The sequence below is a fragment of the Limnohabitans sp. 2KL-51 genome, from assembly GCF_003063645.1.
Classification (GTDB): domain Bacteria; phylum Pseudomonadota; class Gammaproteobacteria; order Burkholderiales; family Burkholderiaceae_C; genus Limnohabitans_A.
Genome location: NZ_NESJ01000022.1, coordinates 1 through 24,108, shown reverse-complemented (window position 1 = coordinate 24,108; position 24,108 = coordinate 1). Strand labels below are relative to the sequence as shown.

Here is a 24,108-nt window from a genome sequence, read left to right as displayed (position 1 = left end):
TCCCATGACGATGCTTGGTGTGCTGTTGCTGTCCTTGGCAGTGCTGTTGCTTTTGGCGGTGCCGGTTGCGTTTGCACTGGTGCTGTCGGCCACGATTGCGGTGGTGTTTGTCGGTGACATTGACCTGATGATCGTGCCCCAACAGGTGTATCAGGGGCTGGACAGCTTTTTGTTGCTGGCCATACCTTTGTTTTTACTGGCCGGGGAGCTCATGTCGCAGGGCGGCATGACGGACCGTTTGCTGGGTTTTTGCAATGCCGTTTTTGGCCGCTTTCGGGGCGGCTTGGCCATGACCAACGTGGCTTCGGCCACCTTGATGTCCGGGATTTCTGGCTCGGCCATTGCGGACACTTCGGCGCTGGGCAAGGTGCTGATTCCGGCCATGATCAAGGCGGGTTATGGACGGGGATTTTCTGCCGCGCTGACCGCAGCGGCAAATGTGGTGGGTCCGATCATTCCGCCTTCCATCACGTTTTTGATGATCAGCGTGTTGACCAATTTGTCACCGCTCAAGCTATTTATGGCTGCGGTGATTCCGGGCGTGCTGTACGCCAGCGCGATCATGCTGGTGGCGGTGGTGATCAGCAGGCGCCGTGGCTACCCGGCGGCAGCGGTGGTGAATTTGCCCGGGGTCTGGCGTGAGTTCAAGCTGGCGTTCTGGGCGTTGGCGATGCCCATCTTTTTGATCGTGGGCATCCGCACAGGCGTTTTCAACGTGACCGAGTCATCGGCGGTAGCGGTGGTGTATGCGCTGATGGTGGGTCTTTTCATTCACCGCGAACTGAATTGGCGCAAGATTTGGCTGGCACTGGTGAGCTCGGCACGCGGCACGGCGGTGATCATGATCATTTTGGGCGGAGCGCAGGTGGTGTCGTGGTTTTTGGCTTACGAGCAAGCACCCCAGCGCATTGCCGAGTGGATGCTCGGCTCCATCGGCAGCCCCATCGTGTTCCTGTTGCTGGTCAACCTGCTGCTGCTGTTGGTGGGCACCTTCATGGAAAATGGCCCGTCTTTGGTGCTGCTGTGCCCGGTGCTGTACCCGGTGGCCGCCAAGTTCGGCATTGACCCTTACCATTTCTCAATGATCGTCGGCATCAATTTGCTGATCGGTTTGATCACGCCGCCGGTAGCGATCAGCCTGTCCATTGGCGCACTCATTGCAGGGGCGCGTTCGGATGAGGTCAATCGGGAAGTTTTGCCATTTCTGGCGGCCGCCATTGGGGTGGTGATGCTGATTACCTTTGTGCCTGCCGTGTCCTTGTGGTTGCCTGGGCTGATTGGTGGGCGCTGATCGGTATTCACTTTCCCGAATTTTCAAGGAGTACAAGACATGACTCGTCGTTTTGATGGCCGTGTGGCTGTGGTGTGCGGTGCTGGCTCTGTCGGACCTGGTTGGGGCAATGGCAAAGCGGCGGCGGTGCAATATGCGCGAGACGGGGCGACGATAGCAGCCATCGACATCGATCTGGCGGCAGCGCAGGCCACGGTGGACCTGATCGTCGCTGAAGGTGGCACAGCGGTGGCCTGGCGCTGCGATGTGACCCAACGCGACCAGGTGAACGCGGTCATGGCCGAGATCGTGGCGCATTTTGGACGCATTGATGTGTTGCACAACAACGTGGGCCTGCCTGCCATGGGCACCATGGAAACACTCAGCGAGGGGGAGTGGGACCACGCGATGGATGTGAACCTCAAGAGTGTCTTCCTCACTTGCCAGGCGGTGTTGCCCGTCATGGTGCGGCAGGGCAAGGGCGCGATTGTCAACATTTCATCGCTGGCCGCCATCCGTTACACCGGCTACCCTTATCCGGCTTATTACGCCAGCAAGGCGGCGGTGAACCACCTGACCGCGTCGATGGCACTCGAATACGCGCGCAAGGGTATTCGGGTCAACGCCATCATGCCCGGCATGATGGACACGCCCCACATTTACAAAGCCATTGCAGGCCAGTACGCCTCGCACGAAGAGATGGTGGAAAAGCGCAATGCGTTGTGCCCCACCGGCCGCATGGGCACGGGCTGGGACATTGCCATGGCAGCGGCTTTTTTGGCGTCTGACGAAGCCCAGTACATCACCGGCCAATGCCTGGCCGTGGACGGCGGGTTCTCGATCCGGGCTTGAATGGGCTTGGGGTAAATCCAGCAGGCCAAGTGGTTACATCAACTTGCGTCTGATCACTCAGCCCAAACCCAGCGGCAGCGCCGTTTTGTAGCGCACTTGTTTGAGCGCAAAGCTGGAGCGGATTTTCTCGACACCGGGAATGGGTGAGAGCTGTTCCAAAATGAAGCGCTCGAGCGCGGCCATGTCGCGCACCGCCACGCGCAGCAGGTAGTCGCTGTCGCCGGTCATCAAATAGCACTCCATCACTTCGTCGTGCCGCGCGATGTGCGCCTCAAAGTCGGCCAAGGTGGCTTTGCTTTGGGTCTTGAGGCTGATCGAGATGAACACCGTCAGGCCCAGCCCCAACGCCGCCGCACTGGCCAGCGCCACATAGCGCTGAATCACGCCGTTGCTCTCCAAAGCCTTGACACGCGCCAGGCAGGGCGAGGGCGACAGGCCAATGCGCTTGGCCAAGGTCACGTTGGACAGTGCGCCGTCGCGCTGCAACTCGTTCAGTATCTTCAAATCCACGTTGTCCAGAACCATGTGCTGAACCTTTCATATTTTCAGCATATTGTGCTTTAAATGCAGGTCTGAGGGGTGCAAATACGCAGCATATGCGCCGCCTCCTTCTGTAAAGTGAAGGGCATGAACGCACCTTTCGAACCTTTGCTCCGCACCCTGATGAACACTGGCGACATCGACCCCGAAGAGACCGCCGAATGGCGCGAGGCTTTGCTGTCGCTGATCGGCTCGCAAGGCCCAGAGCGGGCCCGCCAGATTCTGGACGAGCTGGCCATCGTGGCGCGGCAGCAGCGCACAGGCTGGCAGCCCGAGCTGAACACGCCTTACATGAACACCATCGCCGTCGACGAGCAGCCGGTGTTTCCAGGCGACTTGGCCACCGAAGAGCGGCTGGTGGCCATCATGCGTTGGAACGCGCTGGCCATGGTGGTGCGCGCCAACCAGGCCTATGGCGAGTTGGGCGGGCACATCGCCAGTTACGCCAGCGTGGCCGATTTGTTCGAGACCGGGTTTCACCATTTTTTTCATGCGCGCACCGAGCAACACAAGGGTGACTTGGTGTTCTTCCAGCCGCACAGCGCACCCGGGGTGTATGCCCGCGCTTTTCTGGAAGGCCGCTTGAGCGAGGCGGACCTGATGCATTACCGCCAGGAGATCACTGCGCCCGACAGCGGCGCACGCGGTTTGTCGAGCTACCCGCACCCGTGGCTGATGCCCGACTTCTGGCAGTTCCCCACGGGCTCCATGGGCTTGGGGCCGATCAGCTCGATCTACCATGCCCGCTTCATGCGCTACCTGACGCACCGCCAGTTGCAGGACTGCAGTGCCCGCAAGGTGTGGGGCGTGTTTGGCGACGGCGAGATGGACGAGCCCGAGAGCATGAGCGCCCTGACCTTGGCCGCGCGAGAAAAACTCGACAACCTGGTGTGGGTGGTCAACTGCAATTTGCAGCGCCTGGACGGTCCGGTGCGCGGCAACAGCCGCATCATCGACGAGCTGGAAAAGCTGTTTGCGGGTGCAGGCTGGAACGTGATCAAGCTGGTCTGGGGCAGCGACTGGGATGGCCTGCTGGCGCGCGACACCTCAGGCGCTTTGCTGCGCGCTTTTGCAAACACGGTGGACGGGCAAATGCAGACCTTTGCGGCCAAGGACGGGCGCTACAACCGCGACAACTTCTTTGGCCAAAACGAAGAGCTGGCGCGGCTGGCGCAGGGCATGACCGACGAGCAGATCGACCGGCTCAAGCGCGGTGGTCACGACATCGTGAAAATCCACGCGGCGTATGCCTCAGCGGCCGCGCACCGTGGCCAGCCCACGGTGATCCTGGCGCACACCAAAAAAGGCTTTGGCATGGGCAGCGCGGGCCAGGGCAAGATGACCACGCACAGCCAAAAGAAGTTCGACGAGCAAGACCTGATCGACTACCGCAACCGCTTTGACCTGCCGCTGAGCGACGAGCAAGCCAAGGGCTTGGCCTTTTACAAACCCGCCGACGACAGCGCCGAGATGCGTTACCTGCGCGAGCACCGCACCCGCTTGGGCGGCAGCTTGCCCAAGCGCGAGACGACTTGCGACCGCTTGCCTGTGCCCGCACTCGGCAGCTACGGGCAGTTTGCGCTGCAGGCCGACGGCAAAGAGATGAGCACCACCATGGCCTATGTGCGCATGCTGGGCAACCTGCTCAAAGACCCGCAACTCGGCCCGCGCATCGTGCCCATCGTGGCCGACGAGGCGCGCACTTTCGGCATGGCCAACCTGTTCAAGCAGGTGGGCATTTACAGCAGCGTGGGCCAGCGCTACGCGCCCGAAGACATCGGCTCGGTGCTGAGTTACCGCGAAGCCACCGATGGCCAGATTCTCGAAGAAGGCATCAGCGAAGCGGGCGCGATCGCCAGCTGGACGGCAGCGGCCACCAGCTACAGCGTGCACGGCCTGGCCATGCTGCCCTTCTACATTTATTACTCGATGTTCGGCTTTCAGCGCGTGGGCGACGCCATTTGGGCCGCAGCTGACCAGCGGGCGCGGGGCTTTTTGTTGGGTGCGACATCGGGCCGCACCACCTTGGGCGGCGAGGGCTTGCAGCACCAGGACGGCAGCAGCCATTTGGTGGCGGCCACCATCCCCAACTGCAAGGCCTACGACCCGGCCTTTGCGGGCGAGCTGGCGGTGATTCTGGACGCGGGCATGCGCGAGATGGTCGAGCAGCAAGCCGACGTGTTTTATTACGTGACCTTGATGAACGAAAACTACGCCCAGCCCGACTTGCCTGCGGGTGTGGAGGCCGATGTGCTGCGCGGAGGCTACCGATTTGGCGTGTACGGCCCCAGCGATGCGGCCCAGCGCGTGACCTTGCTGGGCTCCGGCGCGATCCTGACCGAAGTGGTCAAAGCCGCGCAGCTACTGGCCGCGCAAGGCGTGGGGGTGGAGGTGCTGAGCATCACCAGTTGGAGCGAGTTGGCGCGCGACGGCATGGCGCTTGAGCGTCTGGCAGATGCGGTTCCAGCGGCGGGTGCTGGCGTTGGACATTTGGCAAGTCTGTTGTCGGCCACCCAAGGCCCCATCATCGCCGCCACCGACTACGTGCGCGCCGTACCCGAGTGCGTGCGCGCCTCCGTGCCCGAGGGTCGCCGCTACCGCACGCTGGGCACCGACGGCTTCGGCCGCAGCGACACGCGGGCTGCGCTGCGCCGCTTCTTTGCGGTGGACGCGCAGAGCATTGCGCAAGCGGCGCTGCGGGCTTTGGCCGCTTGACTCGACATTGAGCGTGGTGCGCTGAGACCCCTATTGATCCGGATTCTTGAAGCCTTGAACAACAGGCAAGGGATCATTTTTTGTAGGAGCCCACCCCTGTGGGCGATGGACTTTTTTGTGGGAGCCCACCCCTGTGGGCGATGGGTGTGGAACACGCCCTGCAAACCATCGCCCACAGGGTGGGCTCTTACAAAGACAACAATATCGGCATGCTCGGCACCCAAAAGGGCCATATAAACTTCATCGGGCCGGATGAATAGGTCTTTGTCTTTGTTGACGCGTTTTGTCAGTCATGGCACCCTTGTTATCAAGACGCCTTGGCCAGGCGATCCACGCGTTAACATCCAGAACGCCAAAGGCAAGGCAAAGCCTTATCAAGTCAGACAAGTGCTTCAAGCGATCGAAAAATTAGGCAACTCATCATGAACATTCAACACTACACCTACCGCGTGACATGGTCGCCAGAAGATGGCGAGCATGTGGGCTTGTGCACCGAGTTTGCTTCTCTGAGCTGGTTGGCAAAAACGCCCGAAGCTGCGCTCAAAGGCATTCAAAAGTTGGTGGGCGATGTCGTTGCCGACATGCTGTCGAATGGCGAGCCCGTCCCGGTGGCGCTGGCCGACAAAAGCTACAGCGGTGAGTTCCGTGTCCGCATTGCGCCGCTTGTTCACCGCAATCTGGCACTGTTGGCTGCCGAACAGGGCGTCAGCCTGAACCGCCTTGCCAGCGCAAAGTTGGCGGCCTGAACAAGCCAGTGTCTACCCGACATGAAGTTCGGGTAAAGCTAGCCCACCCTTAATCCGTTGTCCCTACATTCTCCCCCGGAGTTGCCCCATGCTCGACCCGCAAGCCCAAGCCCTGATGACTCTCCTGAGCGAAAAGGGCATTCCTCCGGTTTACACGCAAACGCCGGTCGAAGCCCGCGCTTCTTACCGGGCGCGGCGAACATTTACCCAGCCCGATGCGCCCGAGGTGGGGCGTGTGCAAGACTTGCAGTTCCACCATTCGGGCGTGGACATTGCTGTGCGGGTGTACCACCCGATTGCGGCCACCCAGGCCATGCCCGCCTTGGTTTACCTGCATGGCGGCGGCTGGACCATTGGCGATCTGGACACGCACGATGTGCTGTGCCGCTCGCTGTGCCAGCAAGCCGGTGGCGTGGTGGTCGCGGTGGATTACCGCATGGGGCCAGAGCACAAGTTTCCGGCCGCCTACGACGATGCGGTGGCTGCGTGGCAGTGGGTGGCCTCGCAAGCGGCCACTTTGGGCATTGACCCTGCACGCCTCGCCATCGGCGGCGACAGCGCGGGGGGCAACTTGGCCGCTGCGGCTTGCCTGGGGTTGCGTGATCTGGGCCTCAAACCGGTCATGCAGTTGTTGATTTACCCCAGCACCCTGATGGCCCCCGACACCGCTTCGTACCAAGCCAACGGCCAAGGCTACATGCTCACGCGTGAGTCGATGGCCTGGTATTCGGGCAACTACCTGCGCGGGCCACAAGACGCTCAGGACTGGCGCGCCTCCCCGCAGTTGGCCACAAGCCATGCCCACTTGCCACCCGCCTTTGTGTTGACGGCAGGGTTTGATCCTTTGCGCGACGAGGGCCTCATGTACGCCGACGCCTTGAGCCGGGCAGGTGTTTCATCGCAGTACATCTGCTTTGAGCGGCAGATCCACGGCTTCATCACCATGGGCCGAGTGCTGCAAGAGGCCAACACGGCGGTGGCCTTATGCGCCCACGCGCTGCGCACCGCTTGGAAGCAGGGCTAATCAGACCTGATCAGCCTTGCACCACGGCCATATAAGCCTGGCGTGTTTCGGGGCTGACGGCGTCCAGCGCTTGCTCGTAGCGGGTTTGGTGCTGGGTCACCATGCGGGCCGAGGCGATGGTCTTGGAGCGGCAAAACCAGTGGCAGCTGTGCTGCATCAAAAACATCTCGCCCATCATGCGAAACGAGCGCTCTTTGGTGGACAGGCCTTGCAGGTTGTGCACCGCCCGCTCAATGCCTTGGGCGTGTACTTCCAGCATGCGGCGCATGTCAAACGTGAATTTGGGCGAGAGTTGGTCGATGTAGGGCAGCGCCACTTTGAAGCCACGTGACGTGGGCGCGGGCAGTTTGGCAAACTCGCGCGCCAGGTTTTGGAACTCGTGGGCCATCTGTTGCTCGGCTTGTTCTTGCAGTTGCATGATCTGTTGCTGCCGCGCCAAGTCAGACTCGCCCAGCGCCCGCATGTAAGCACCGGTGAGTTGGGCCATGTTTTTTTCGATCTGAAAAGGGCGCAATTGCTCGGCCAGCAAGGCGGTACGTTTGCGTTGGCCCTGGAGGTTGAGCCAGTGGATGCCCATGGCCAAAATGAAGAACAGGCTGATGAATTCCATACATACAAGGTGAAGGGGCCGAATTGGCCGAATCGCCAAGTGTAGTGAGCCCGGCGCAGAGGTCGCTCAAAAACCTTGCCTCGCCCATGGCACCCCCATGGGCGCGACGCATCAGCGAAGCTGCGCACCCCCCCGATTTGGAGAGCGGACTCTAAAGTGCGGGTTTTCCCTTGCCATAGGTGGTTCATGCTGTTCCAATTGCTGCATTGCAACAAAACTTCCCAAAGGAAAAAACCATGAACTTCAATGCTGAGCAATTCACCGCTACCCAACAAGCCAACCTGACCGCAGCCTCTGGCCTGTCGCAATCGGCTTTCGCCAGTTTCGAGCGCCTGGTCGAGCTGAACATGGCCGCTGGCAAAGCCGCTGTGGGCGAGTCTTTCGCCAACATGCAAGCCCTGATGGCCGCCAAGTCGCCTCAAGACCTGATGGCTGTGCAAGCCGCTCTGGTGCAGCCTGCGTTCGAAAAGTCGGTCTCTTACGGCCGTCACATCGCTGACATCGTCAACAGCACCGGTGCCCAGTTGAGCAAGGCCGTCGAAAGCAAAATGGCCGAGTCCGAGCAAGCCGTCAAAAGCCTGGTTGAAACCAGCCTGAAGAACGCCCCCGCCGGTTCTGAGGCCGCCGTGGCCGTGATCAAGACCGCCTACGAAGCCAGCCAAACCGCTGCCGAGACCCTGAAAAAAGTGGCCAAGCAAGCCGCTGACAGCGCCGAAGCCAGCGTGAAGGCCGCCACCGCCCAAGCCGAAGCTTCGGTCAAGGCCGCCATGGGCAAGGCCAAAGCCAAGGCTTGAGCTTTGACTTCATGAGCCGGCCCTGAACACAGGGGCGGTTACTTACAATCGGGGTGTCTTCGGACACCCTTTTTGTTTTGGATTGCCCACATGTCACCAGTTCTCACGCCAGCTTCTGTTCCCGTTTTGCAAATAGAGAGCGGTGTGGCCACCATCACCCTGAACCGCCCGGCCCAGCGCAACCGACTGGAAAATGCCGACCTCACGGCTTTGTTGGCGCACTTTGACGCTGTGAACCTCGACCCCGAGGTGCGCGTGATGGTGCTGACGGCCAACACGGCAGGGCAGCCCCGGCCTGTGTTTTGCGCTGGCTTCGACATCGGCGGCTTTGACGAGTCCGGTCATGGTGCGCCCCTTTTTGAAGAAATTCCCGATGCCCTGGCTGCCATGCGTCCCGTGACCATTTGCGGGTTGAACGGCAGCGTGTACGGCGGCGCGACCGATGTGGTGTTGGCTTGCGACCTGCGCATCGGCTTGCAGGGCATCGAGTGGCGCATGCCTGCCACCGCGTTGGGTTTGCACTATTACCCCAGCGGCTTGCAGCGTTATGTCAGCCGTTTCGGTCTGGCCGCCACCAAAAGGGCTTTTTTGACGGCGCGTCCTTTTACCGACCGGCAACTCGATGCCCTGGGCCTGTTCGAGGCCCTGGTCAGCGCTGACGACTGGGCAGCCACCCAGCAGGCCTTGGTGCGCGACCTTTTGGCGCTGGCCCCCCTGGCCTTGCAAGACACCAAGCAATCGATTCGCGAAATTGAGGCTGGACTGGGGGACGTGAACCGCATGCGCGAGCGCGCACAGCGCGCCAGCCAAAGTGCAGACTTTGCCGAAGGCCGGGCGGCCTTTGCCCAGCGCCGCACGCCGGTCTTTACTGGCCGCTGATCGGCTGCCTCATCTGCGCCGAACGTTCACCGGGCCTGCGCCCGTGCCCGTGCCGCCCTTTCACGCCTGTGCGCCGCGCTATCAAGTTGGGCGCTTTGCGACCGATACAGTCTGTGGAATGTCTTTTTTCTGTGGACGGGTGTGCGATGAGAACAAGTGTTGGCTGGGCTGGGTTGCTGTGGCTGTGCGCTGCGCCTTGGGCATGGGCGGGCCAGTACGTACTGCAGGCCGGACAGACCCAGACCGTTCCAGTGGCTGCGCGGGTGGTCAATGGCGAGACCCGCTGCAATTTGCGCATCAGCGTGCCCGGTCAGGCCGATGTGGAGCGTGTGGTGCAGGCCCCGTTTTTTGACACGGCCATGGCCATCACACCGCTGAATGAAGAGTCTGTCACGGTGCGTTGGCAAGGCCAGTCCCGTCGCATCAATGACCAGGTGGTCAATGGCTGCCCCACGCAAGGCGAAACCCGCTTCAAGGTGGTCAGCAGCAACGCTTTGACCCGCGCCGTGTGGGCCGGCATGCAGGCGCAATTGACGCCTGCCAAGGCCGAATGCGTGCGTACCGCGTTCGAGTTGGACCGGGTGCGGCCCGAGTGGTTTGACTTCAATGATCCGCAGCCCAGCGTTGAGGACGCCAGAATTGACCGGGCTTTTGTCCAATGCGAGGCTTTTTTGGCTCGACCCAAAGCCTGGGGCACGCAAAGCCCGCAAAGCCATGCCTGCACCGTGGCGGGCGTCAAAACCCGTTGTGAAGGCTTTTTCTCGGCCAGCGTGAACGGCAAGGTTCAGACGATTTCGCGCGAAGCGGCCATTCAAATGCAATTGCAAAATTTGCCTTGGAGCTCCGGGGTGCGTGAGATCGCATCGGTCAGGACCTCGCGCATCCAGCAGGAAAAAGACCGTGTGGCCCGCGAGGCCGCTGAAGAGGCGGCCAAACTGCAGGCCATCAAAGACGCCCAGCTGAAGGCCGAGCAAAAAGCTCAAGAGGCCAAGGCGGCCGAGCAGCTTGCGCTGCAAGACAAGATCGCGGCCTTGAAGGTGCAAATTGCCGAAGAAAAAGCGCTGGCCGCGCAAGAGAAAAATTGGGTCTTCAGGCAGATCGACAAGATCAAAGGTGTGCCTGCACCCGAAGCCAAGCCGCAGGAAACGCCCAAACCTGCCACTCCGGCAGCACCTGTGGCACCGGCAGCCGTGCCTGCAGCACCTGCAGCACCTGCAGCAGTGGCACCTGCTGCTGCACCACCAGCCCAGGCGACACCAACGGTGCCGCTGGCACCGCCGTCGGCGGCACCAGCCACTGCGCCCGCTCCGGCTGCCAACCCGGCAGCCAGGTACTTGCCACCCCTGCCGCCGACCTGAAGTGGCGAGGGGGTCTGTGCTGGTAACGCAAGCGACCTGCGAGGATGCTCATTGCCCTTAAGATGATCGGGTGATTCACCCCTTCAAAAGAGCAGCGGTATGAAACCGCGCAAGCCTTGGTCCCCATCCCGCCATTGGTCGCTTGCGCAGCACCGCAGCAGGCGGACCTTTGAAGCCTGGCCAGCGGCCGTTCGTGGCATGGTCTGGATGGTGGTGGCTGGACTGCTGTTTTCTTTCCTCAACACCATCGCCCGTGAGCTGACGCTGCAGCTGGACGTCTACCAATCGCAGTTCTTGCGTTACTTGTTTGGCTTGTTGTTCATGTTGCCTTGGGTTTGGCGTGATGGCTGGCGGGCTTATATGCCGGTGAACATAGTGGGCCAGTTCTGGCGCGGCGGGGTGCACACGCTGGGGCTGGTGTTGTGGTTCACGGCCTTGCCCAAGATTCCGCTGGCCGACATTACCGCGATTGGCTTTACCGGTCCGATTTTCATCATGATCGGCGCGGCCTGGTTTTTGGGCGAGCCGATGCGCCGGGACCGCTGGATCGCCGCCATCATCGGTTTTGCAGGTGTGCTGGTGGTGGTCTTGCCCAAGATGTCGGGTGAGGGCGGCTGGTTCAACCTGGTCATGCTGGCCTCGTCGCCGGTGTTTGCGGCGTCCTTCCTCATCACCAAAGCCCTGACCCGCTACGAAAAAGCGGGCGTGATTGTGCTGTGGCAAGCCCTGACGGTTTCTGTTTTGAGCTTGCCGATGGCGCTGCCCAACTGGCAAGCGCCCACCCTGATGCAGTGGATCGGCTTTGCCGCCACGGGCGTGTTGGGCACTCTGGCCCACTATTGCCTGACACGGGCCTTCGCGCTGGCCGACATTTCGGCCACCCAGTCGTTGCGCTTTCTGGATCTGGTCTGGGCCTCGATCCTGGGTTGGCTGGTGTTTGGCGATGTACCCAGCCAGTGGACTTGGGCCGGGGCCCTGGTCATCCTGGGTGCCACCGTCTGGATTGCCCGCAGAGAAGGCCGGAGAAAAGTCGTTGTGCCCGATTGACGGGGTATATTGCCCTGCTCAACAGGGAGAACTGTGTGATCGACATCGAGCCATTGCGCTTTGCCTGGACCCGGGGCGGGCCTGACACACTGCTGCTGGGCCGCCTGCAGGTGGACCGTGGTCAAACCGTTTTTTTGCACGGCCCCAGCGGCTGCGGCAAAAGCACTTTGCTCGGTTTGCTGGCGGGGGTGTTGTCACCCCGCCAAGGGCGTGTTTCTTTGCTGGGGCAAGACTGGGCCGCGTTGAAGGCCGGTCAGCGAGACGCTTTTCGGGCCGACCATGTGGGCGTGATTTTTCAGCAATTCAATTTGCTGCCTTATCTGAGCGTGCTGGACAACGTGACCTTGCCTTGCCGCTTTTCGGCCTTGCGCCGTCAGCGTTGCCAAGCCGTCGGTGGCCCCGAGGCCACGGCCCAAAGCTGGTTGCAGCGCATGGGCTTGTCCGAGGCGCTGTGGAGCCGCCGCGCCGACGCCTTGTCGGTGGGCCAGCAGCAACGCGTGGCCGCTGCGCGTGCCCTGATGGGTCAGCCCGAATTGATCCTGGCCGATGAGCCCACCTCGGCCCTTGACGCGGCTTTGCGTCAGGGCTTCATGGATTTGCTGCTGCAGGCCGCACGCGACGCGGGCAGCACCTTGGTGTGCGTGAGCCACGACGAGCAGCAAGCCGTGCGCTTTGATGTGCAATGGTCTTTGCCCGCCTTGCAGCAAGCGGGGGTGAGCGCATGAACAGCCTTTGGAGCATGGCCCGCAGCAGCGCCTGGAACCGGCGCAGCACCTTGGTGTGGGTGGTGGTGTCGCTGGCGCTGGCCACCGCCTTGTTGTGGACGCTGGAGCGTTTGCGTCACGACATCCGCCACAGTTTTTCGCAATCGGTCAGCGGGGTCGATTTGATTGTGGGTGCGCGCAGCAGCCCGGTGCAGCTGATGCTGTTTTCGGTGTTCCACATCGGCAGCGTGCCGCAAAGCATGTCCATGGACAGCGTGCACAAGCTGGCGCAGCACCGCTCGGTGTCTTGGGTGGTGCCTCTGAGTCTGGGGGACTCGCACCGGGGCTTTCCGGTGCTGGGCACCACGCCCGCGTTTTTTCAGCACTTTGCTTATGGCGACAAACAGCCGCTGGTCTTGCAGCAAGGCGCGGCGTTTGCCGATACGCTGGATGGTTTGTACGAGGCGGTGATCGGGGCCGAAGTGGCGCGCAAGATGGGTTATGGCTTGGGCCAAAGCATCACGCTGGGCCATGGGCTGCACGACCATGACCATGACCACAAAGGCGAGCAAGCCGATGAGCACGCCGACAAGCCCTTCAAGGTGGTCGGCATTCTGGCCCCCACGGGCACCCCGGTGGACCGTTCGGTGCAGGTGAGCCTCAAGGCCCTCGAAGCCATCCACCTCGACTGGGTCGCAGGTACGCCTATGCCGGGCGGACACATCCCGGCCGACCAGGCGCGCAAATTCAACCTGGAGCCCGAAGAAGTCACGGCTGCCCTGGTGGGCCTGAAAAGCCGGGCGGCGGTGTTCAATGTGCAGCGCTTTGTGAATTTTTACGAAGAAGAAGCGCTGATGGGCGTCATGCCTGGCGTGGCGCTGGGTGAGCTGTGGTCGGTGCTGGGGTTGGGCGAAAACGCCTTGCTGGCTGTGTCAGCCTTGGTGGCTTTGGTGAGTGTGGTCTCGCTGGTGGCGGTGGTGTTGGCGGGCCTGAACGAGCGCCGCCGCGAACTGGCCGTGCTGCGTGCCGTGGGGGCCGCGCCGCGCCATGTGCTGGGCTTGCTCACGCTCGAAGGGCTGTGGGTCACCTGCGCCGGGGTGGTGTTGGGAGTGCTGCTCGCCCACGCGGGCATGGCCTTGGCCACACCCTGGCTGCAGCAGTCGCTGGGCATCCGTTTGCAACTGGCCGCGCCTTTGCCCACGCAGCTGGCTTTGGCAGGCGCGGTCTTGCTGGCCGGATTGCTGGCCAGTCTGGGTCCCGCCTGGCGGGCTTACCGCTTGTCCTTGGCCGATGGTTTGTCGCCTCGCGTGTGAGGTGTGGGCTGGTAGTCCAAGTGCTTCCTGCAAAATATAGAACCGGTCCGATGAAGTTTGAATGGCCCGTGTTGGTGCCCAGCATGCCGATATGGTTGTCTTTGTAGGAGCCCACCCTGTGGGCGAAGGTTTTCGGGGCGTGTTCGACGCCCATCGCCCACAGGGGTGGGCTCCTGCAAAAAAGCGAGCCCTTGCATGTTGTTCAAAACTCCAAGGGACCAGATCAATAGGTTAAAACGACAACGAGAATGGAAGGTTAGGGATGAAACAAGTCACAAGGTGTTGGTCGACCTCGGGTCTGTTATTGGCCGTACTGTGGGCCTCGGCTGCGCAGGCGCAAAGCGTTCGCGAGACCGTGCGAGACACCGTGCCCCAAGTCCAGCCAGCCTTGTCGGCCGAAGCCCCGCCGCCCGGTTCCAGCGTGTCGGGTGCCACACGCACCATTGGCTGGGAGCAACTGATTCCAGCGGGCTGGGACCCCTACAAAGACCTCAAGGCGCTCAACCTCGACAGTTTGAAAGACAACGACCCCAAGGCCGACGAGGCGCTGAAAAAAATGCGCCAAATGTGGGACAACGCGCCCATCAACCCCCTGATCCTCGGTCAGGGCGTGCGCCTGCCGGGCTATGTGGTGCCGCTGGAAGACCTGGCTGCTGGCATCAAAGAGTTTTTGCTGGTGCCTTACTTCGGCGCTTGCGTGCATTCGCCCCCGCCCCCCGCCAACCAGATCGTGCACGTGCTCTTGGACAAACCTGTTAAAAACCTGCGCCTCATGGACGTGGTCTGGGTGTCCGGCCCCTTGAGTGCCACCAAGACCGACTCGCACATGGGCGTGGCCAGTTACCGCATCGACGGCAAGGCGGTCACGCCTTACCAGGTCAAAAAGCGCTGATCACTCCGGATTGGAGACCCCCGAGGCCACATGCCCTGAGGGAACATGACGCGCCGCCGATTCGATATGGCCAGTTTGGTCATCAAAGAAAAAGTCGGGCTCAAATTCGCGCAGAAATTCGCCCTTGGGCAAGCCCCCCAAGAACATGGCTTCATCGACTTCGATGTTCCAGTCCATCAGGGTTCGGATGGCGCGTTCGTGCGCCGGGGCGCTGCGGGCCGTGACCAGTGCAGTGCGGATACGCATGGCCGGTGTGCCTGCTTGCTGTAACTGCTGCAGCGCTTGCAGCAGGGGTTTGAAAGGCCCGGCCAGCAGGGGTTGCCCGGCCCTGTCGCTTTCGTGCTTTTGAAATGCCGACAGGCCTTGTGCTTGAAACACGCGTTCGGCTTCGTCCGAAAACAGCACGGCGTCGCCGTCAAAAGCGATGCGTACCTCGTGCGGGTGCGCCTCTGACGCCAGCGCCGAGTGCGGGTAGACCTGGGCTGCAGGCACACCGGCATCGAGCGCAGCACGCACATCCGACAAATGGGTCGACAAAAACAGGTTGGCATTGAGCGGCCGCAGGTAGCGCCATGGCGGCTGCCCGCGTGTGAAGCTGCCCCGCTGGATGGGCAGGCCGTAGTGCTGCGCCGAGCGAAACACCCGCATGCCCGAGACCGGGTCGTTGCGCGAGAGGATGACGACTTCGACGCGTTGTGCATCTGCGTCGTTGAAAGCCAGCAACTTGCGCACCAAAGAAAAGGCCACGCCGGGTTTGGCCGGCGCTTCCAGGCGCTCGAGCTGCAGCTTCATGTAAGCGCGGTCGTCGCCTTGTTCGAACACCTGGTTTTCTTCTTCGAAGTCGAACAAGGCGCGAGACGAAATCGCCACCACCAACTGGCCTTCAAGTGAAGCGGGCATCGAGGGCTCCTTTGGACAATGTGAGGGTCATGGGCATGCGGCTCACTTGATGAACTGGTTCAGCTGCATGATGGGCATCAACACGGCCAACACAATCAGCATGACCATGCCGCCCATGGCCACGATGAGCAGGGGCTCCAGCACGGTGGCCAAGGCCATGGCGCGGCGCTGTACCTCCCCCGACATTTGCTGCGCCGCGCGTTGCAGCATCACCGGCAATTGGCCGGTTTGTTCGCCCAGCCGCGCAAACATAGACAGCAGGCCCGGAAAGCGGGCGTTTTGCGCCAGCGCGGTGCCCAGCGGCGCGCCTTCGCGCACGCGCACCAGGGCTTCGAGGGCGTCGGCCCGCAGGGCTTGGTTGGACAAGGTGTCGGCCGCCGCCTGCAGCGCTTTGAGGATGGGCACGCCAGCGGCCGTGAGCATGGCCAATGTGGAGGCAAAGCGGGCGCTGTTGTAGCCGCGCGCCAATCGGCCAATCAGGGGCAGGCGCAGCCAAGCCGCGTCAAAGCGCAGGCGCAGCGCCTCTTGGCGCATGGCCACCCGAAAAGCCAGCACTCCGCCCGCCAACAACAACAGCATGAACCAGCCCCAGTTGCGCACAAAGTCGCTGATGGCCAGCATGGCCACGGTCAGGCCCGGCAATTGCCGTTTGGTGCCCGCAAACACTCCGGCCACTTGGGGCACCACCGAGGTGACCAGAAAAATCACAATGGCCAGCGCCACGAGGCTGACGATGGCCGGGTACAGCGAGGCCGACAGCAGTTTGGCGCGCAACACTTGTTGGTCTTCCAGGTCATTGGCCAGCTGGTTGAGCACGTCCGACAAGTGGCCGCTTTGTTCGCCTGCCGCGATCACGGCGCGGTCGATGGCCGGAAACTCTTGTGGAAATTGCGCCAGCGCCCGACCCAGCGTGCTGCCCGAGTTGATGTCGGCGCGGATGGCGGCCAGCAGGTGGCGCTGCTTGTCGTCCTCGACCTCTTCGCTCAAAGCGGCCAAGGCGCGTTCGACCGGCAAGCCGCTGCCCACCAGACCGGCGAGCTGACGAGTCCACACGGCGCGTTCGCTGGTGCTGAAGGCGCGACCTCCGCCAATGGGGCGCTGCCACCAGGGCAGGGCGCTGGCCGCTTCGTTGGCCGAGCCCGAGGCGATGGCCTCCACCAGCAGGGGCACGAGCTGCTGCGTGCGCAACTGGGTGCGGGCGGTTTTCAGGCTGTCGGCTTCGAGCGTGCCTTTGCGCAGGGCACCATCGGCTTGCAGGGCTTCAAAACGGTAGGCGGGCATATTTGAGGTGTCAGCGGCTGAAATAAAGGACGCCGACCTGGCCACTCCAGCTCAAGGCGCTGGGGCTGACGGCATTGACTTGGCCCAAATGGCGCGAGCTGCCCACCGAGCCAAACCAGGCCCATTGCGGCGTGAAGGCATAACGGTAACTCATGCCCAGACCCACCGAGCCCAAGCCAGAGTGCCAGCCCCCAGGTGGAGGGGGTAGCAGGCGCAGCTGAGTAGCCCAGTGGTCGGCTGTGGCCCATTCGACGCCGCCGCTCAGGCTAAGCGCGCTGCGCTCGCTCAGCGGCAGGCCATAAGACGCGCCCACCGACAAGGTGGTGCCGTCGCCACGGTCCATCAGGTCTTGCGTCACGTCGGTGCCCACCGACCAGCGTTTGTTGAGTTGGTAGTTCGCGCTCACACGGGCACGCAAGGTGTTCTTGCCCGAAGAAAAACCGTCAAAGCTGCTGTTGTCCTGCAGGTTCTGGACGCGCAGGGAAAGCGCCACTTTCAGGCGTTCATCGTCGCGCAGCTGGTAGGCCAGATTTGACTCTTTGCGGTAACCGCTGAAGGTCAACCATTCGTCGCCCGTCGCATGGCCTAAACGCCACCGCCCATAGCGCACACCGAGTACCGGACGCAGCGCCAGATCGGTGTGGCCATTGGCCAATTCGCGGGTTTTGAGTTTCAGGCCCAGGGCGTAGCGCCAGCGCTTGGCGGTCACATCTTTGGGGGTGGCTTCTGGCGGCTGGGGGTCGGCTGCTGTTTGGGGTTGATCTACCGAGGACGGGCCCTTGGTGTCAGTCGCTTGCGCCTGGGCCACGTTGATGTTGAAAGCGGCCCACACCAGCCAAGCCCAAACGCCCATCGCCCACAGGGGTGGGCTCCTACGGGAGATTGGACCAGTATGGATTGCCCACAGGGGTGGTCTCCTACGAGGGAGTGGTCGTGCACTTTGCAGGAGCGCACCCCTGTGGGCGCTGCCTGGCGCACCACAGCCCTCGGCCACCGCAGGTGCGCGATGCACAGGGGTTGCACTGGGAGAACATGGGTGCAGCATGCGGCATCAGTCCCGCGTGACGCGCAGCAGCTCTTCGGCGCTGGTGATGCCTGCATCCACCAGGCGTTGGCCATCGCTGCGCATCAGCACCATGCCTTGGGCCAGGGCTGTGGTGCGCAGCTCGGCTTCAGCGGCGCGGTGGTGGATTTGGGCGCGGATCTCGTCGGTGGCCACCAGCAGCTCAAAAATGCCGGTGCGCCCGGCATAGCCGGTTAGGCCGCAGACAGCGCAACCCGCACCCTGGCAAGCGTTGCAGCGCTTGCGCACCAGACGCTGGGCCAGTACGCCCAAAAGCGATGAGCTGAGCAAGAACGGCTCGACGCCCATGTCGATCAGACGGTTGACGGCGCTGGCAGCGTCGTTGGTGTGCAGCGTGGCCAGCACCAGGTGGCCGGTGAGCGAGGCCTGTATCGCGATTTGCGCGGTTTCAAAGTCGCGGATCTCGCCGATCATGATCACGTCTGGGTCTTGCCGCAGGATGGCACGCAGTGCCTTGGCAAACGTCAGGTCGATCTTGGCATTCACCTGCGTTTGGCCCACTCCGGGCAGCTCGTATTCGATGGGGTCTTCCACCGTCATGATGTTGTGGCGCGTGGCGTCCAGGCGCTGCAGCGCCGCATAAAGGCTGGTGGTTTTGCCCGAACCCGTCGGCCCTGTTACCAGCAAAATGCCGTGCGGTTGGTGGATGAGTTGGTCTAACTGTTGCAGCACCGTGCCTTGCATGCCCACGGCCTCCAGGGTCAGGCGCGCTTCACTTTTGTCGAGCAAGCGCAGCACGGCGCGTTCGCCATGCGCACTGGGCAGGGTGGACACGCGCACATCGACCGCGCGTGCGCCCAAGCGCAGGCTGATGCGGCCGTCTTGCGGCAGTCTTTTTTCTGCGATGTCGAGTTCGGCCATGATTTTCAGGCGCGAAATCAATGCGGCATGCAGCGCCCGGTTCGGTTGTACAACTTCGCGCAGGGTGCCGTCTATGCGGAAACGCACACTCGAGTGGCGTTCGTAGGGCTCGATGTGGATGTCGCTGGCCCCGTCGCGTGTGGCCTGGGTGAGCAAAGCGTTGAGCATGCGGATGATGGGCGCGTCGTCGCTGGCTTCGAGCAGGTCTTCTACGGCGGGCAGGTCCTGCATCATGCGCGAGAGGTCGGCTTCGGACTCAACCTCGCTGACCACGGCAGCGGCGGTGGACGCGCCATGCGCCTGACCACCCGAATACGCCTCGTGGATGCGTTGGCTCAGGTCGGCGGCCTTCACGATTTGCATCTGAAGGCTGGGACCTGCAAATTTGCGCGCTACCTCGGACAAAGCCGAACGGTCACTGGCGTCACACCAGCTCAGGGTCAGGCGGTCGCCATCCCCCTCCAGCAGCAGTTTGCTGGTTCGGGCAAAGGCGTAGGGCAAAGGGTGGCGCATGTTAGTCAATCAGGGCTGGCGGGACTGGGTTGCTGCGGGATGGGGTGCAGGGGGAGTCGCACCGCCCGCCCCCATTGACGGCAGCACGGCAGAACCATTGACCGGCAAGGGGCCCGTTGCGGCAGGCTGGAAGCCCTGCTGGTCCAGGCGCATTTGCTCATAACGCCCCATCGACAGGGCTTCTGTGGCTGCACCGTCGCGCACCACCACGGGCCGCAGGAACACCATGAGGTTGGTTTTTTTGCGGCTGCGGGCTTCTGACTTGAACAAATTGCCAAACAAAGGGATGTCGCCCAGGCCGGGTACTTTTTCCTGGCTGGTGCTGGTGTCGTCTTGCAGCAATCCGCCCAGCACGACAATGGAGCCGTCATTCACCAGCACGTTGGTTTCAATGGAGCGCTTGTTGGTGATGAGACCATCTTTGGAGCCAACGGATTTGGCGTCGACGTTGCTGACTTCTTGGTAGACCTGCATCTTGATCGTGCCGTTTTCACTGATCTGCGGTCTGACGCGCAGTGTCAGGCCGACATCTTTGCGCTCAACGGTGGTGAAGGGGTTGGTCGTGCCCACCGCTGCTCCTGCGAAGGAGCCGGTCACAAAGGGCACGTTTTGGCCAATCACGATCTTGGCTTCTTCATTGTCCAGCGTGAGCAAGTTGGGCGTGGACAGCACGTTGGCATCGCCGTTTGACTGTAAAAACCGCGCCAAAGCACCGAGGGCCAAGGCACCGTTGCGTTGTGCACCAACAGCCACGTTCAAGCCTGTCGACGCCGTGTAATTACCCGAAGCGGCTCCTGCAGCCAGGGTCAGCAAGTTGGTACCACCCACTGCAAAATTGGTGCCCAACAATCCCACAAGGCTTCCGTTGGTGCCGGTGCCGCTCATCCACTGCACACCAAACTCGGCGGCCTTGTCGGCGCTGACCTCGGCGATCAGGCTCTCCACAAACACCTGGGCGCGGCGCTGGTCGAGCATGTCGATCACGCTGCGCAGCTGGCGGTATTGCGGCTCGGGCGCGGTGATGATGAGCGCGTTGGTGGCTGGGTCGGCCTGGATCTGGCCGCCGGTGGAAGGCTGGGCCGAGGGGCTGGCGCTGGCCGCCGTCGCACCCGCACCCGCACCCGCACTCGCTGCAGCTGGGTTGGTACCTGGCCCGCTGGTCACCCCACCACTGCGCGCTTCGCCCGCGATGGCAGCGCGCAACGTAGCGGCCAGTTTGGTCGCATCTGCATTTTTCAGATACACCACATGGATGTTGCCGCTGGCCGCGCCCGCGCCGGTGGCGCTGGGCTGGTCGAGTTGGTCGACCAAACTGCGCACCAGCGCCAGACGCGCCGGGTTGGCCGCCCGCACGATGAGTGAGTTGGTGCGCACCTCGGGGATGACGGTGGTTTTAAACGAGTTGTCCGATTGGCCTTGGGCGGCTGGGGCAGCGGCAGCGCCCGATTCGATCAGGCGCTGCACCATGGGGGCCAGGTCACCCGCGATGGCGTGGCGAAGTCGCAGCACCTCGACGCCTGTGGCGTTGGACACGTCAAGCGCCGCGATGATGCGGCCCAGGCGCTGTAGGTTGTCGCTGTAGTCGGTGATGATCAGAGCGTTGGTGCCGGGGTTGACGTTGATGGTGTTGTTGGGGCTGATCAGGGGGCGCAGCACCGGCACCAGGTTGTTCACGTTTTCGTGGTTGAGTTTGAAGATCTGCGTGACGATTTGCCCGGTCCCGGCCGGCACGGCCCCGGCCGACACGGCACTGCTTTGCAGCTTGGCTTCGGCCTCGGGCACCACGGTGTAGAGCCCGGCCGACTCCACCAGCGCAAAGCCTTGGGTGCGCAGCTGAGCAGCAAACAGCCGCAGGGCCTGTGCCGGAGGCACGGGCACGGTGCTGGACAGCGACATCGTGCCCTTCACACGCGGGTCAACCACCACGTTCGCACCCGACAAAGTGGCCAGGGTGCGGGCCACAGCCTCGATCTCGGCGTTCACAAAATTGAGCGTGACGGGTTCACGGCGCGGGGCCTTGAGGGCGGGCGGGTTCGCAATTGGATTGACCACCGGGTTGGCTGCGGGTTTGTCCGTGCTTTGGGCATTCACCAAGGGCGCGATCCAGCCTAGGGTCGCGAGGCAGGCCGTGGCCAAAGCGCTGTGGGGCCAGCGGGCACGGTTCAAGGGGCGCATGTGAGCTAAGTCGTTCATGGTGTTCAGGTCTTGAAACAGGGGGTGCAGGCTGGTTGCAGTAAGGGTTGAAGGTTGGGGCTGGTCATGAGGACTGAGATTAAACCGGGTTTATCCCAAAGACAGCAAGCTGCGCGCGCCTTGGCGGCGGCCCAGGATGTTGAGCAAATTATCGAACGCGGCCTCTTGGCCTTCGGCCGCACTGGCTTCTCCGGTAAAACGCAGGCGCTGGCCCACCCATTGGCCTTGGCCCGACAGCAGCAAGGGGCCTTGCAGCGTGCTCAGGGCCAAGCTGGGTGTGGGCGTGCCTTCGGGCGTGCCGGTCAGGGCGATGCGGTAGCTGCCCATGGGCTTGACGGGGCTCAGGCGCGAGGACATGCCTTGAAGGCTCAGCTCCAGCAGGCCTTGCATTTGCAGACGGCCTTGGGCCCAGTGCAGTTGCAGTGCTTCGGTGCGCAGCTGCAACTGGCCTTCGGCCTGCAAGGTGTTCCAGGGTGCGCCCAGGCCCGTGAGCAGGGCGGCCGGCCAGTTGGAGCGGTGGTCGCTGGCTTGCAGGTGCAGGGTGTTCCAGCCCAGAGCGGCTTGCACGCTGGCGGCTTGGGTCATGCAGCAGTCAGCCCGCCAACCCAAGCGCAGGCCGGACCAGGCAGGTGACAGGGTCCAATGCAGTCGGCCGGGCAGGGCTTGCGGCTGGCGGCTGCCCGGGCCGCCGCTGAGCAGCAGTTGGGCCGAGCCTTGCCACACCGTGCCTCGGGGGTTGAGCCATTGCACCTGGCCTTGACTGGCCTCTGCCACGCCCCAAGCCAGCCAGCGTGCAGGGGCCCACACCAACAGAGCCAGAACCAGGCCCAAGAGCACGCCGAGCCATGCAAGAGACCAAGGCGCATGCACCGGACTGATTGCGTTGGCGCGGCGCAGGGCTTTCATGGTCTGGGTGGATGTCATGGCAGGCGCAGCACCAGGCTGCCGCGCCAGGTGACATCCAAGCTGTTGGGGCCGGGGGGGCTGGCGTGTTGCAGCTGGGCTTGTGTGGGCAAGGATTGGGCGTTGTCACGCGCTTGGCTCAGCCAGCGGGCCAGTGCAGCGGCCGGGGCGGCTTGCAGGCTCAGGGTGGCGGTTTCACCCTGTATGCTGATGCGCGCGTTGGGGCCAAGTTCCGTCAGGCTTTTCTCCAGCCACTTGGCGGCATCGGCGCGGGAGATGGTCACAGGCTTTTGCAGGCTTTGGGCTTGCGCTTGCAGCTGGCGCATGCGCTGGCTTTGGGCGTCGAGCAGGGCCTGGCGGGCCGGGGCCTCTTGCCAAGTGCGCAGCGCCGGGGCCAGGGCCAGCATCCACAGCGCGGCCAGGCCGAGCACCCAGATGCCGATGCTGAGCAACTGTTTTTCTCTCTGGCTGCGCCGGGTCCAAGCAGCTTGCCAGCCGCTGCGCATTTGAGCGGTCAGGGTGTTTGGGCTCATGGTTTGGCCTGCGCTTGGGCAGTCATCAACCAGCCGTCGCCTTGAGTGCGCCAGGCATAGCCCAAGGCGCTCAGGCTTTGTGTCAAGGCTTGCTGCTGGGCGGCATCGGGCTGAAAGTCTTGCAGGCGCATCTGGCCCGTTTGGTAAGCCCATTGGCGCGGCGCGGCCAGCCCGGGCGGCAGGGCTTGGCCCAGCGCGGCCAGCATGGCTTCGAGGTCGTCCGCACCGAGCTGGCCCGAGCCTTGGCGCAGGCGCTCGACTTGTTGGCCCATTTGCAGCGGCGCATCGACCACCAAGGTGGTTTTCGGGAAGGTCTCGCGCAGCACCTGGGCCCAGCTGCTTTGCTGAGCTTGCCAGTCGGCGCGGGTTTTCCAGGCCCAGGCGTTCAGGCCCACCAATTGCGCGGCGAGCAAGAGCCAAAAGCCCCAGCGTGCTGGTCGCCAGGTGGGGCTGTACCACAGGCTGCTGGCGGTGCGTTGCCAGTTTTTCAGTTGGCGGCTGCGGGCGTTGGCGCGCAGCTCAAATTGGGCCAGGTCCCAATCACCGGCCAGGGCGGTCAACCAATGCTGGGCCGGGGGCATGAGTCGCACACCAGAGCCCAGCAGTTCCGTGGCCAAGGCCACGGCACCGGGTTCGGCCTGCAGCGAGGCTGTGGCCTGCTCGGACTCGGACAGCCCCAGTCGTTCGTGGGTCGCCAAGCCGGCTGGGCGCAGGGCAGGCCAGGGTTGGCCCCAGACGCCGCGTTCGGGGTGGCTGACCCACAGCCAGCCGGTGTCGGCATCGCCCAAGGCCGTGAGCTGCACCGGGCTGTCGGGCGTGCCCGGTGAGAGCTCGGGCACGATGCGGTGCACGGTCAAGCCGGCTTGTTCGAGGGCTTGCAGGTGGGCGCTCAGCCAGGCTCGGTCGCACGCAGCCACCCAGGGGCGGGGGTTGTTGGCCCAGTCGGCTTGCAAGGCCAGGTGCATGTGTTCGGAGTCGTCGAGCAGGCGGTCTTCCAACACGCCTTGCAAGGCCGCTTGCACGCGCTGGGCCTGTTTGTTCAGACCTGCGGGCAGCTCGACGCGGTGCCACGACAGCGCCGCAGCGGGCACCAGGG

At 63.0% G+C, this 24,108-nt stretch carries 22 protein-coding genes; 12 read left to right on the top strand and 10 right to left on the bottom strand.

All coding sequences use genetic code 11. From position 1 onward, the window contains the following. Window positions 1-4: 4 nt before the first annotated feature. Both B9Z49_RS18625 and B9Z49_RS18620 read left to right on the top strand, forming a co-directional pair. Window positions 5-1,291: a TRAP transporter large permease gene (locus B9Z49_RS18625; protein WP_108354943.1), complete on the top strand. Its 1,287-nt coding sequence runs from the start codon at window positions 5-7 to the stop codon at window positions 1,289-1,291. Between the two features lie 39 nt (window positions 1,292-1,330). After that, on the top strand, window positions 1,331-2,122 hold the full coding sequence (locus B9Z49_RS18620; protein WP_108354942.1) for an SDR family NAD(P)-dependent oxidoreductase: 792 nt from the start codon (window positions 1,331-1,333) through the stop codon (window positions 2,120-2,122). 57 nt (window positions 2,123-2,179) lie between these two features. Here the strand turns inward: B9Z49_RS18620 and B9Z49_RS18615 are convergent, their stop codons facing one another. Next, window positions 2,180-2,647, bottom strand: a complete 468-nt coding sequence (locus B9Z49_RS18615) for an Lrp/AsnC family transcriptional regulator (protein ID WP_108354941.1) — start codon at window positions 2,645-2,647, stop codon at window positions 2,180-2,182. A 102-nt stretch (window positions 2,648-2,749) separates the two neighbouring features. Between B9Z49_RS18615 and mdeB the strand changes: the two genes are divergently transcribed. The 3 genes from mdeB (at window position 2,750) to B9Z49_RS18595 (ending at window position 7,147) form a co-directional block, all read left to right on the top strand. After that, a complete protein-coding gene (mdeB, locus tag B9Z49_RS18610) occupies window positions 2,750-5,377 on the top strand; it encodes an alpha-ketoglutarate dehydrogenase (RefSeq protein ID WP_108354940.1) in 2,628 nt (875 codons plus the stop codon). 422 nt (window positions 5,378-5,799) lie between these two features. Next, on the top strand, window positions 5,800-6,123 hold the full coding sequence (locus B9Z49_RS18600) for a type II toxin-antitoxin system HicB family antitoxin (RefSeq protein ID WP_108354939.1): 324 nt from the start codon (window positions 5,800-5,802) through the stop codon (window positions 6,121-6,123). Between the two features lie 88 nt (window positions 6,124-6,211). After that, a complete protein-coding gene (locus tag B9Z49_RS18595) occupies window positions 6,212-7,147 on the top strand; it encodes an alpha/beta hydrolase (RefSeq protein ID WP_108354938.1) in 936 nt (311 codons plus the stop codon). Between the two features lie 10 nt (window positions 7,148-7,157). Here the strand turns inward: B9Z49_RS18595 and B9Z49_RS18590 are convergent, their stop codons facing one another. After that, window positions 7,158-7,757: a hypothetical protein gene (locus B9Z49_RS18590; protein WP_108354937.1), complete on the bottom strand. Its 600-nt coding sequence runs from the start codon at window positions 7,755-7,757 to the stop codon at window positions 7,158-7,160. A 236-nt stretch (window positions 7,758-7,993) separates the two neighbouring features. On the opposite strand from B9Z49_RS18590, the gene B9Z49_RS18585 reads away from it, so the two are divergent. From B9Z49_RS18585 to B9Z49_RS18550, 7 genes are all read left to right on the top strand, one after another. Next, on the top strand, window positions 7,994-8,551 hold the full coding sequence (locus B9Z49_RS18585; RefSeq protein WP_108354936.1) for a phasin family protein: 558 nt from the start codon (window positions 7,994-7,996) through the stop codon (window positions 8,549-8,551). A gap of 90 nt (window positions 8,552-8,641) precedes the next feature. Then, on the top strand, window positions 8,642-9,430 hold the full coding sequence (locus B9Z49_RS18580; protein WP_108354935.1) for an enoyl-CoA hydratase/isomerase family protein: 789 nt from the start codon (window positions 8,642-8,644) through the stop codon (window positions 9,428-9,430). Window positions 9,431-9,576: 146 nt separating this feature from the next. Continuing rightward, window positions 9,577-10,788, top strand: coding sequence for a hypothetical protein (locus B9Z49_RS21670; RefSeq protein ID WP_146188561.1), 1,212 nt, complete (start codon window positions 9,577-9,579; stop codon window positions 10,786-10,788). A gap of 99 nt (window positions 10,789-10,887) precedes the next feature. Then, on the top strand, window positions 10,888-11,835 hold the full coding sequence (locus B9Z49_RS18565) for a DMT family transporter (protein ID WP_108354932.1): 948 nt from the start codon (window positions 10,888-10,890) through the stop codon (window positions 11,833-11,835). A 35-nt stretch (window positions 11,836-11,870) separates the two neighbouring features. Next, window positions 11,871-12,560: an ABC transporter ATP-binding protein gene (locus tag B9Z49_RS18560; protein WP_108354931.1), complete on the top strand. Its 690-nt coding sequence runs from the start codon at window positions 11,871-11,873 to the stop codon at window positions 12,558-12,560. Further along, window positions 12,557-13,852 (top strand): ABC transporter permease, encoded by a 1,296-nt coding sequence (locus B9Z49_RS18555; RefSeq protein ID WP_108354930.1) that lies wholly within the window; start codon window positions 12,557-12,559, stop codon window positions 13,850-13,852. Before B9Z49_RS18560 ends, B9Z49_RS18555 begins: the two co-directional genes overlap by 4 nt. 262 nt (window positions 13,853-14,114) lie before the next feature. Continuing rightward, a complete protein-coding gene (locus tag B9Z49_RS18550; RefSeq protein WP_108354929.1) occupies window positions 14,115-14,744 on the top strand; it encodes a DUF3299 domain-containing protein in 630 nt (209 codons plus the stop codon). On the opposite strand, the gene B9Z49_RS18545 is transcribed toward B9Z49_RS18550, so the two are convergent. The 8 genes from B9Z49_RS18545 to gspL form a co-directional block, all read right to left on the bottom strand. Next, a complete protein-coding gene (locus tag B9Z49_RS18545) occupies window positions 14,745-15,644 on the bottom strand; it encodes a 5'-nucleotidase (protein ID WP_108354928.1) in 900 nt (299 codons plus the stop codon). Window positions 15,645-15,686: 42 nt separating this feature from the next. Next, complete coding sequence (gene gspF, locus B9Z49_RS18540; protein WP_108354927.1) at window positions 15,687-16,925, bottom strand: type II secretion system inner membrane protein GspF; 1,239 nt, start codon at window positions 16,923-16,925, stop codon at window positions 15,687-15,689. Window positions 16,926-16,935: 10 nt separating this feature from the next. After that, window positions 16,936-17,778: a MipA/OmpV family protein gene (locus B9Z49_RS18535; protein WP_108354926.1), complete on the bottom strand. Its 843-nt coding sequence runs from the start codon at window positions 17,776-17,778 to the stop codon at window positions 16,936-16,938. Between the two features lie 198 nt (window positions 17,779-17,976). Then, window positions 17,977-19,383 carry a GspE/PulE family protein gene (locus B9Z49_RS18530; RefSeq protein ID WP_108354925.1) on the bottom strand — a complete coding sequence of 469 codons (1,407 nt, stop codon included), beginning with the start codon at window positions 19,381-19,383 and terminating at the stop codon, window positions 17,977-17,979. Window positions 19,384-19,392: 9 nt separating this feature from the next. After that, window positions 19,393-21,576, bottom strand: coding sequence for a type II secretion system secretin GspD (gene gspD / locus B9Z49_RS18525; RefSeq protein ID WP_233254711.1), 2,184 nt, complete (start codon window positions 21,574-21,576; stop codon window positions 19,393-19,395). 90 nt (window positions 21,577-21,666) lie between these two features. Beyond that, the gene (gene gspN, locus B9Z49_RS18520) at window positions 21,667-22,500 is read right to left on the bottom strand and encodes a type II secretion system protein N (protein ID WP_233254710.1); all 834 of its coding nucleotides are present in this window, start codon (window positions 22,498-22,500) and stop codon (window positions 21,667-21,669) included. After that, window positions 22,497-23,012 carry a type II secretion system protein GspM gene (gene gspM / locus B9Z49_RS18515; protein WP_158273538.1) on the bottom strand — a complete coding sequence of 172 codons (516 nt, stop codon included), beginning with the start codon at window positions 23,010-23,012 and terminating at the stop codon, window positions 22,497-22,499. The genes gspN and gspM overlap by 4 nt, the downstream gene beginning before the upstream one ends. Beyond that, the coding region (gene gspL, locus B9Z49_RS18510) for a type II secretion system protein GspL (protein WP_108354923.1) at window positions 23,009-24,108 on the bottom strand (1,100 nt) is incomplete at its 5' end. The genes gspL and gspM, both read right to left, overlap by 4 nt.

What these genes read in the sequence shown, in the direction of transcription:
- B9Z49_RS18550 (WP_108354929.1), top strand. Translation starts at nt 14,115, where the DNA reads ATGAAACAAGTCACAAGGTGTTGGTCGACCTCGGGTCTGTTATTGGCC.
- B9Z49_RS18555 (WP_108354930.1), top strand. Translation starts at nt 12,557, where the DNA reads ATGAACAGCCTTTGGAGCATGGCCCGCAGCAGCGCCTGGAACCGGCGC.
- B9Z49_RS21670 (WP_146188561.1), top strand. Translation starts at nt 9,577, where the DNA reads ATGAGAACAAGTGTTGGCTGGGCTGGGTTGCTGTGGCTGTGCGCTGCG.
- gspN (WP_233254710.1), bottom strand. Translation starts at nt 22,500, where the DNA reads ATGACATCCACCCAGACCATGAAAGCCCTGCGCCGCGCCAACGCAATC.
- B9Z49_RS18595 (WP_108354938.1), top strand. Translation starts at nt 6,212, where the DNA reads ATGCTCGACCCGCAAGCCCAAGCCCTGATGACTCTCCTGAGCGAAAAG.
- mdeB (WP_108354940.1), top strand. Translation starts at nt 2,750, where the DNA reads ATGAACGCACCTTTCGAACCTTTGCTCCGCACCCTGATGAACACTGGC.
- B9Z49_RS18590 (WP_108354937.1), bottom strand. Translation starts at nt 7,757, where the DNA reads ATGGAATTCATCAGCCTGTTCTTCATTTTGGCCATGGGCATCCACTGG.
- B9Z49_RS18620 (WP_108354942.1), top strand. Translation starts at nt 1,331, where the DNA reads ATGACTCGTCGTTTTGATGGCCGTGTGGCTGTGGTGTGCGGTGCTGGC.
- B9Z49_RS18545 (WP_108354928.1), bottom strand. Translation starts at nt 15,644, where the DNA reads ATGCCCGCTTCACTTGAAGGCCAGTTGGTGGTGGCGATTTCGTCTCGC.
- B9Z49_RS18600 (WP_108354939.1), top strand. Translation starts at nt 5,800, where the DNA reads ATGAACATTCAACACTACACCTACCGCGTGACATGGTCGCCAGAAGAT.
- gspM (WP_158273538.1), bottom strand. Translation starts at nt 23,012, where the DNA reads ATGAGCCCAAACACCCTGACCGCTCAAATGCGCAGCGGCTGGCAAGCT.
- B9Z49_RS18530 (WP_108354925.1), bottom strand. Translation starts at nt 19,383, where the DNA reads ATGCGCCACCCTTTGCCCTACGCCTTTGCCCGAACCAGCAAACTGCTG.
- gspF (WP_108354927.1), bottom strand. Translation starts at nt 16,925, where the DNA reads ATGCCCGCCTACCGTTTTGAAGCCCTGCAAGCCGATGGTGCCCTGCGC.
- B9Z49_RS18565 (WP_108354932.1), top strand. Translation starts at nt 10,888, where the DNA reads ATGAAACCGCGCAAGCCTTGGTCCCCATCCCGCCATTGGTCGCTTGCG.
- B9Z49_RS18580 (WP_108354935.1), top strand. Translation starts at nt 8,642, where the DNA reads ATGTCACCAGTTCTCACGCCAGCTTCTGTTCCCGTTTTGCAAATAGAG.
- B9Z49_RS18625 (WP_108354943.1), top strand. Translation starts at nt 5, where the DNA reads ATGACGATGCTTGGTGTGCTGTTGCTGTCCTTGGCAGTGCTGTTGCTT.
- gspD (WP_233254711.1), bottom strand. Translation starts at nt 21,576, where the DNA reads ATGAACGACTTAGCTCACATGCGCCCCTTGAACCGTGCCCGCTGGCCC.
- B9Z49_RS18535 (WP_108354926.1), bottom strand. Translation starts at nt 17,778, where the DNA reads ATGGGCGTTTGGGCTTGGCTGGTGTGGGCCGCTTTCAACATCAACGTG.
- B9Z49_RS18615 (WP_108354941.1), bottom strand. Translation starts at nt 2,647, where the DNA reads ATGGTTCTGGACAACGTGGATTTGAAGATACTGAACGAGTTGCAGCGC.
- B9Z49_RS18585 (WP_108354936.1), top strand. Translation starts at nt 7,994, where the DNA reads ATGAACTTCAATGCTGAGCAATTCACCGCTACCCAACAAGCCAACCTG.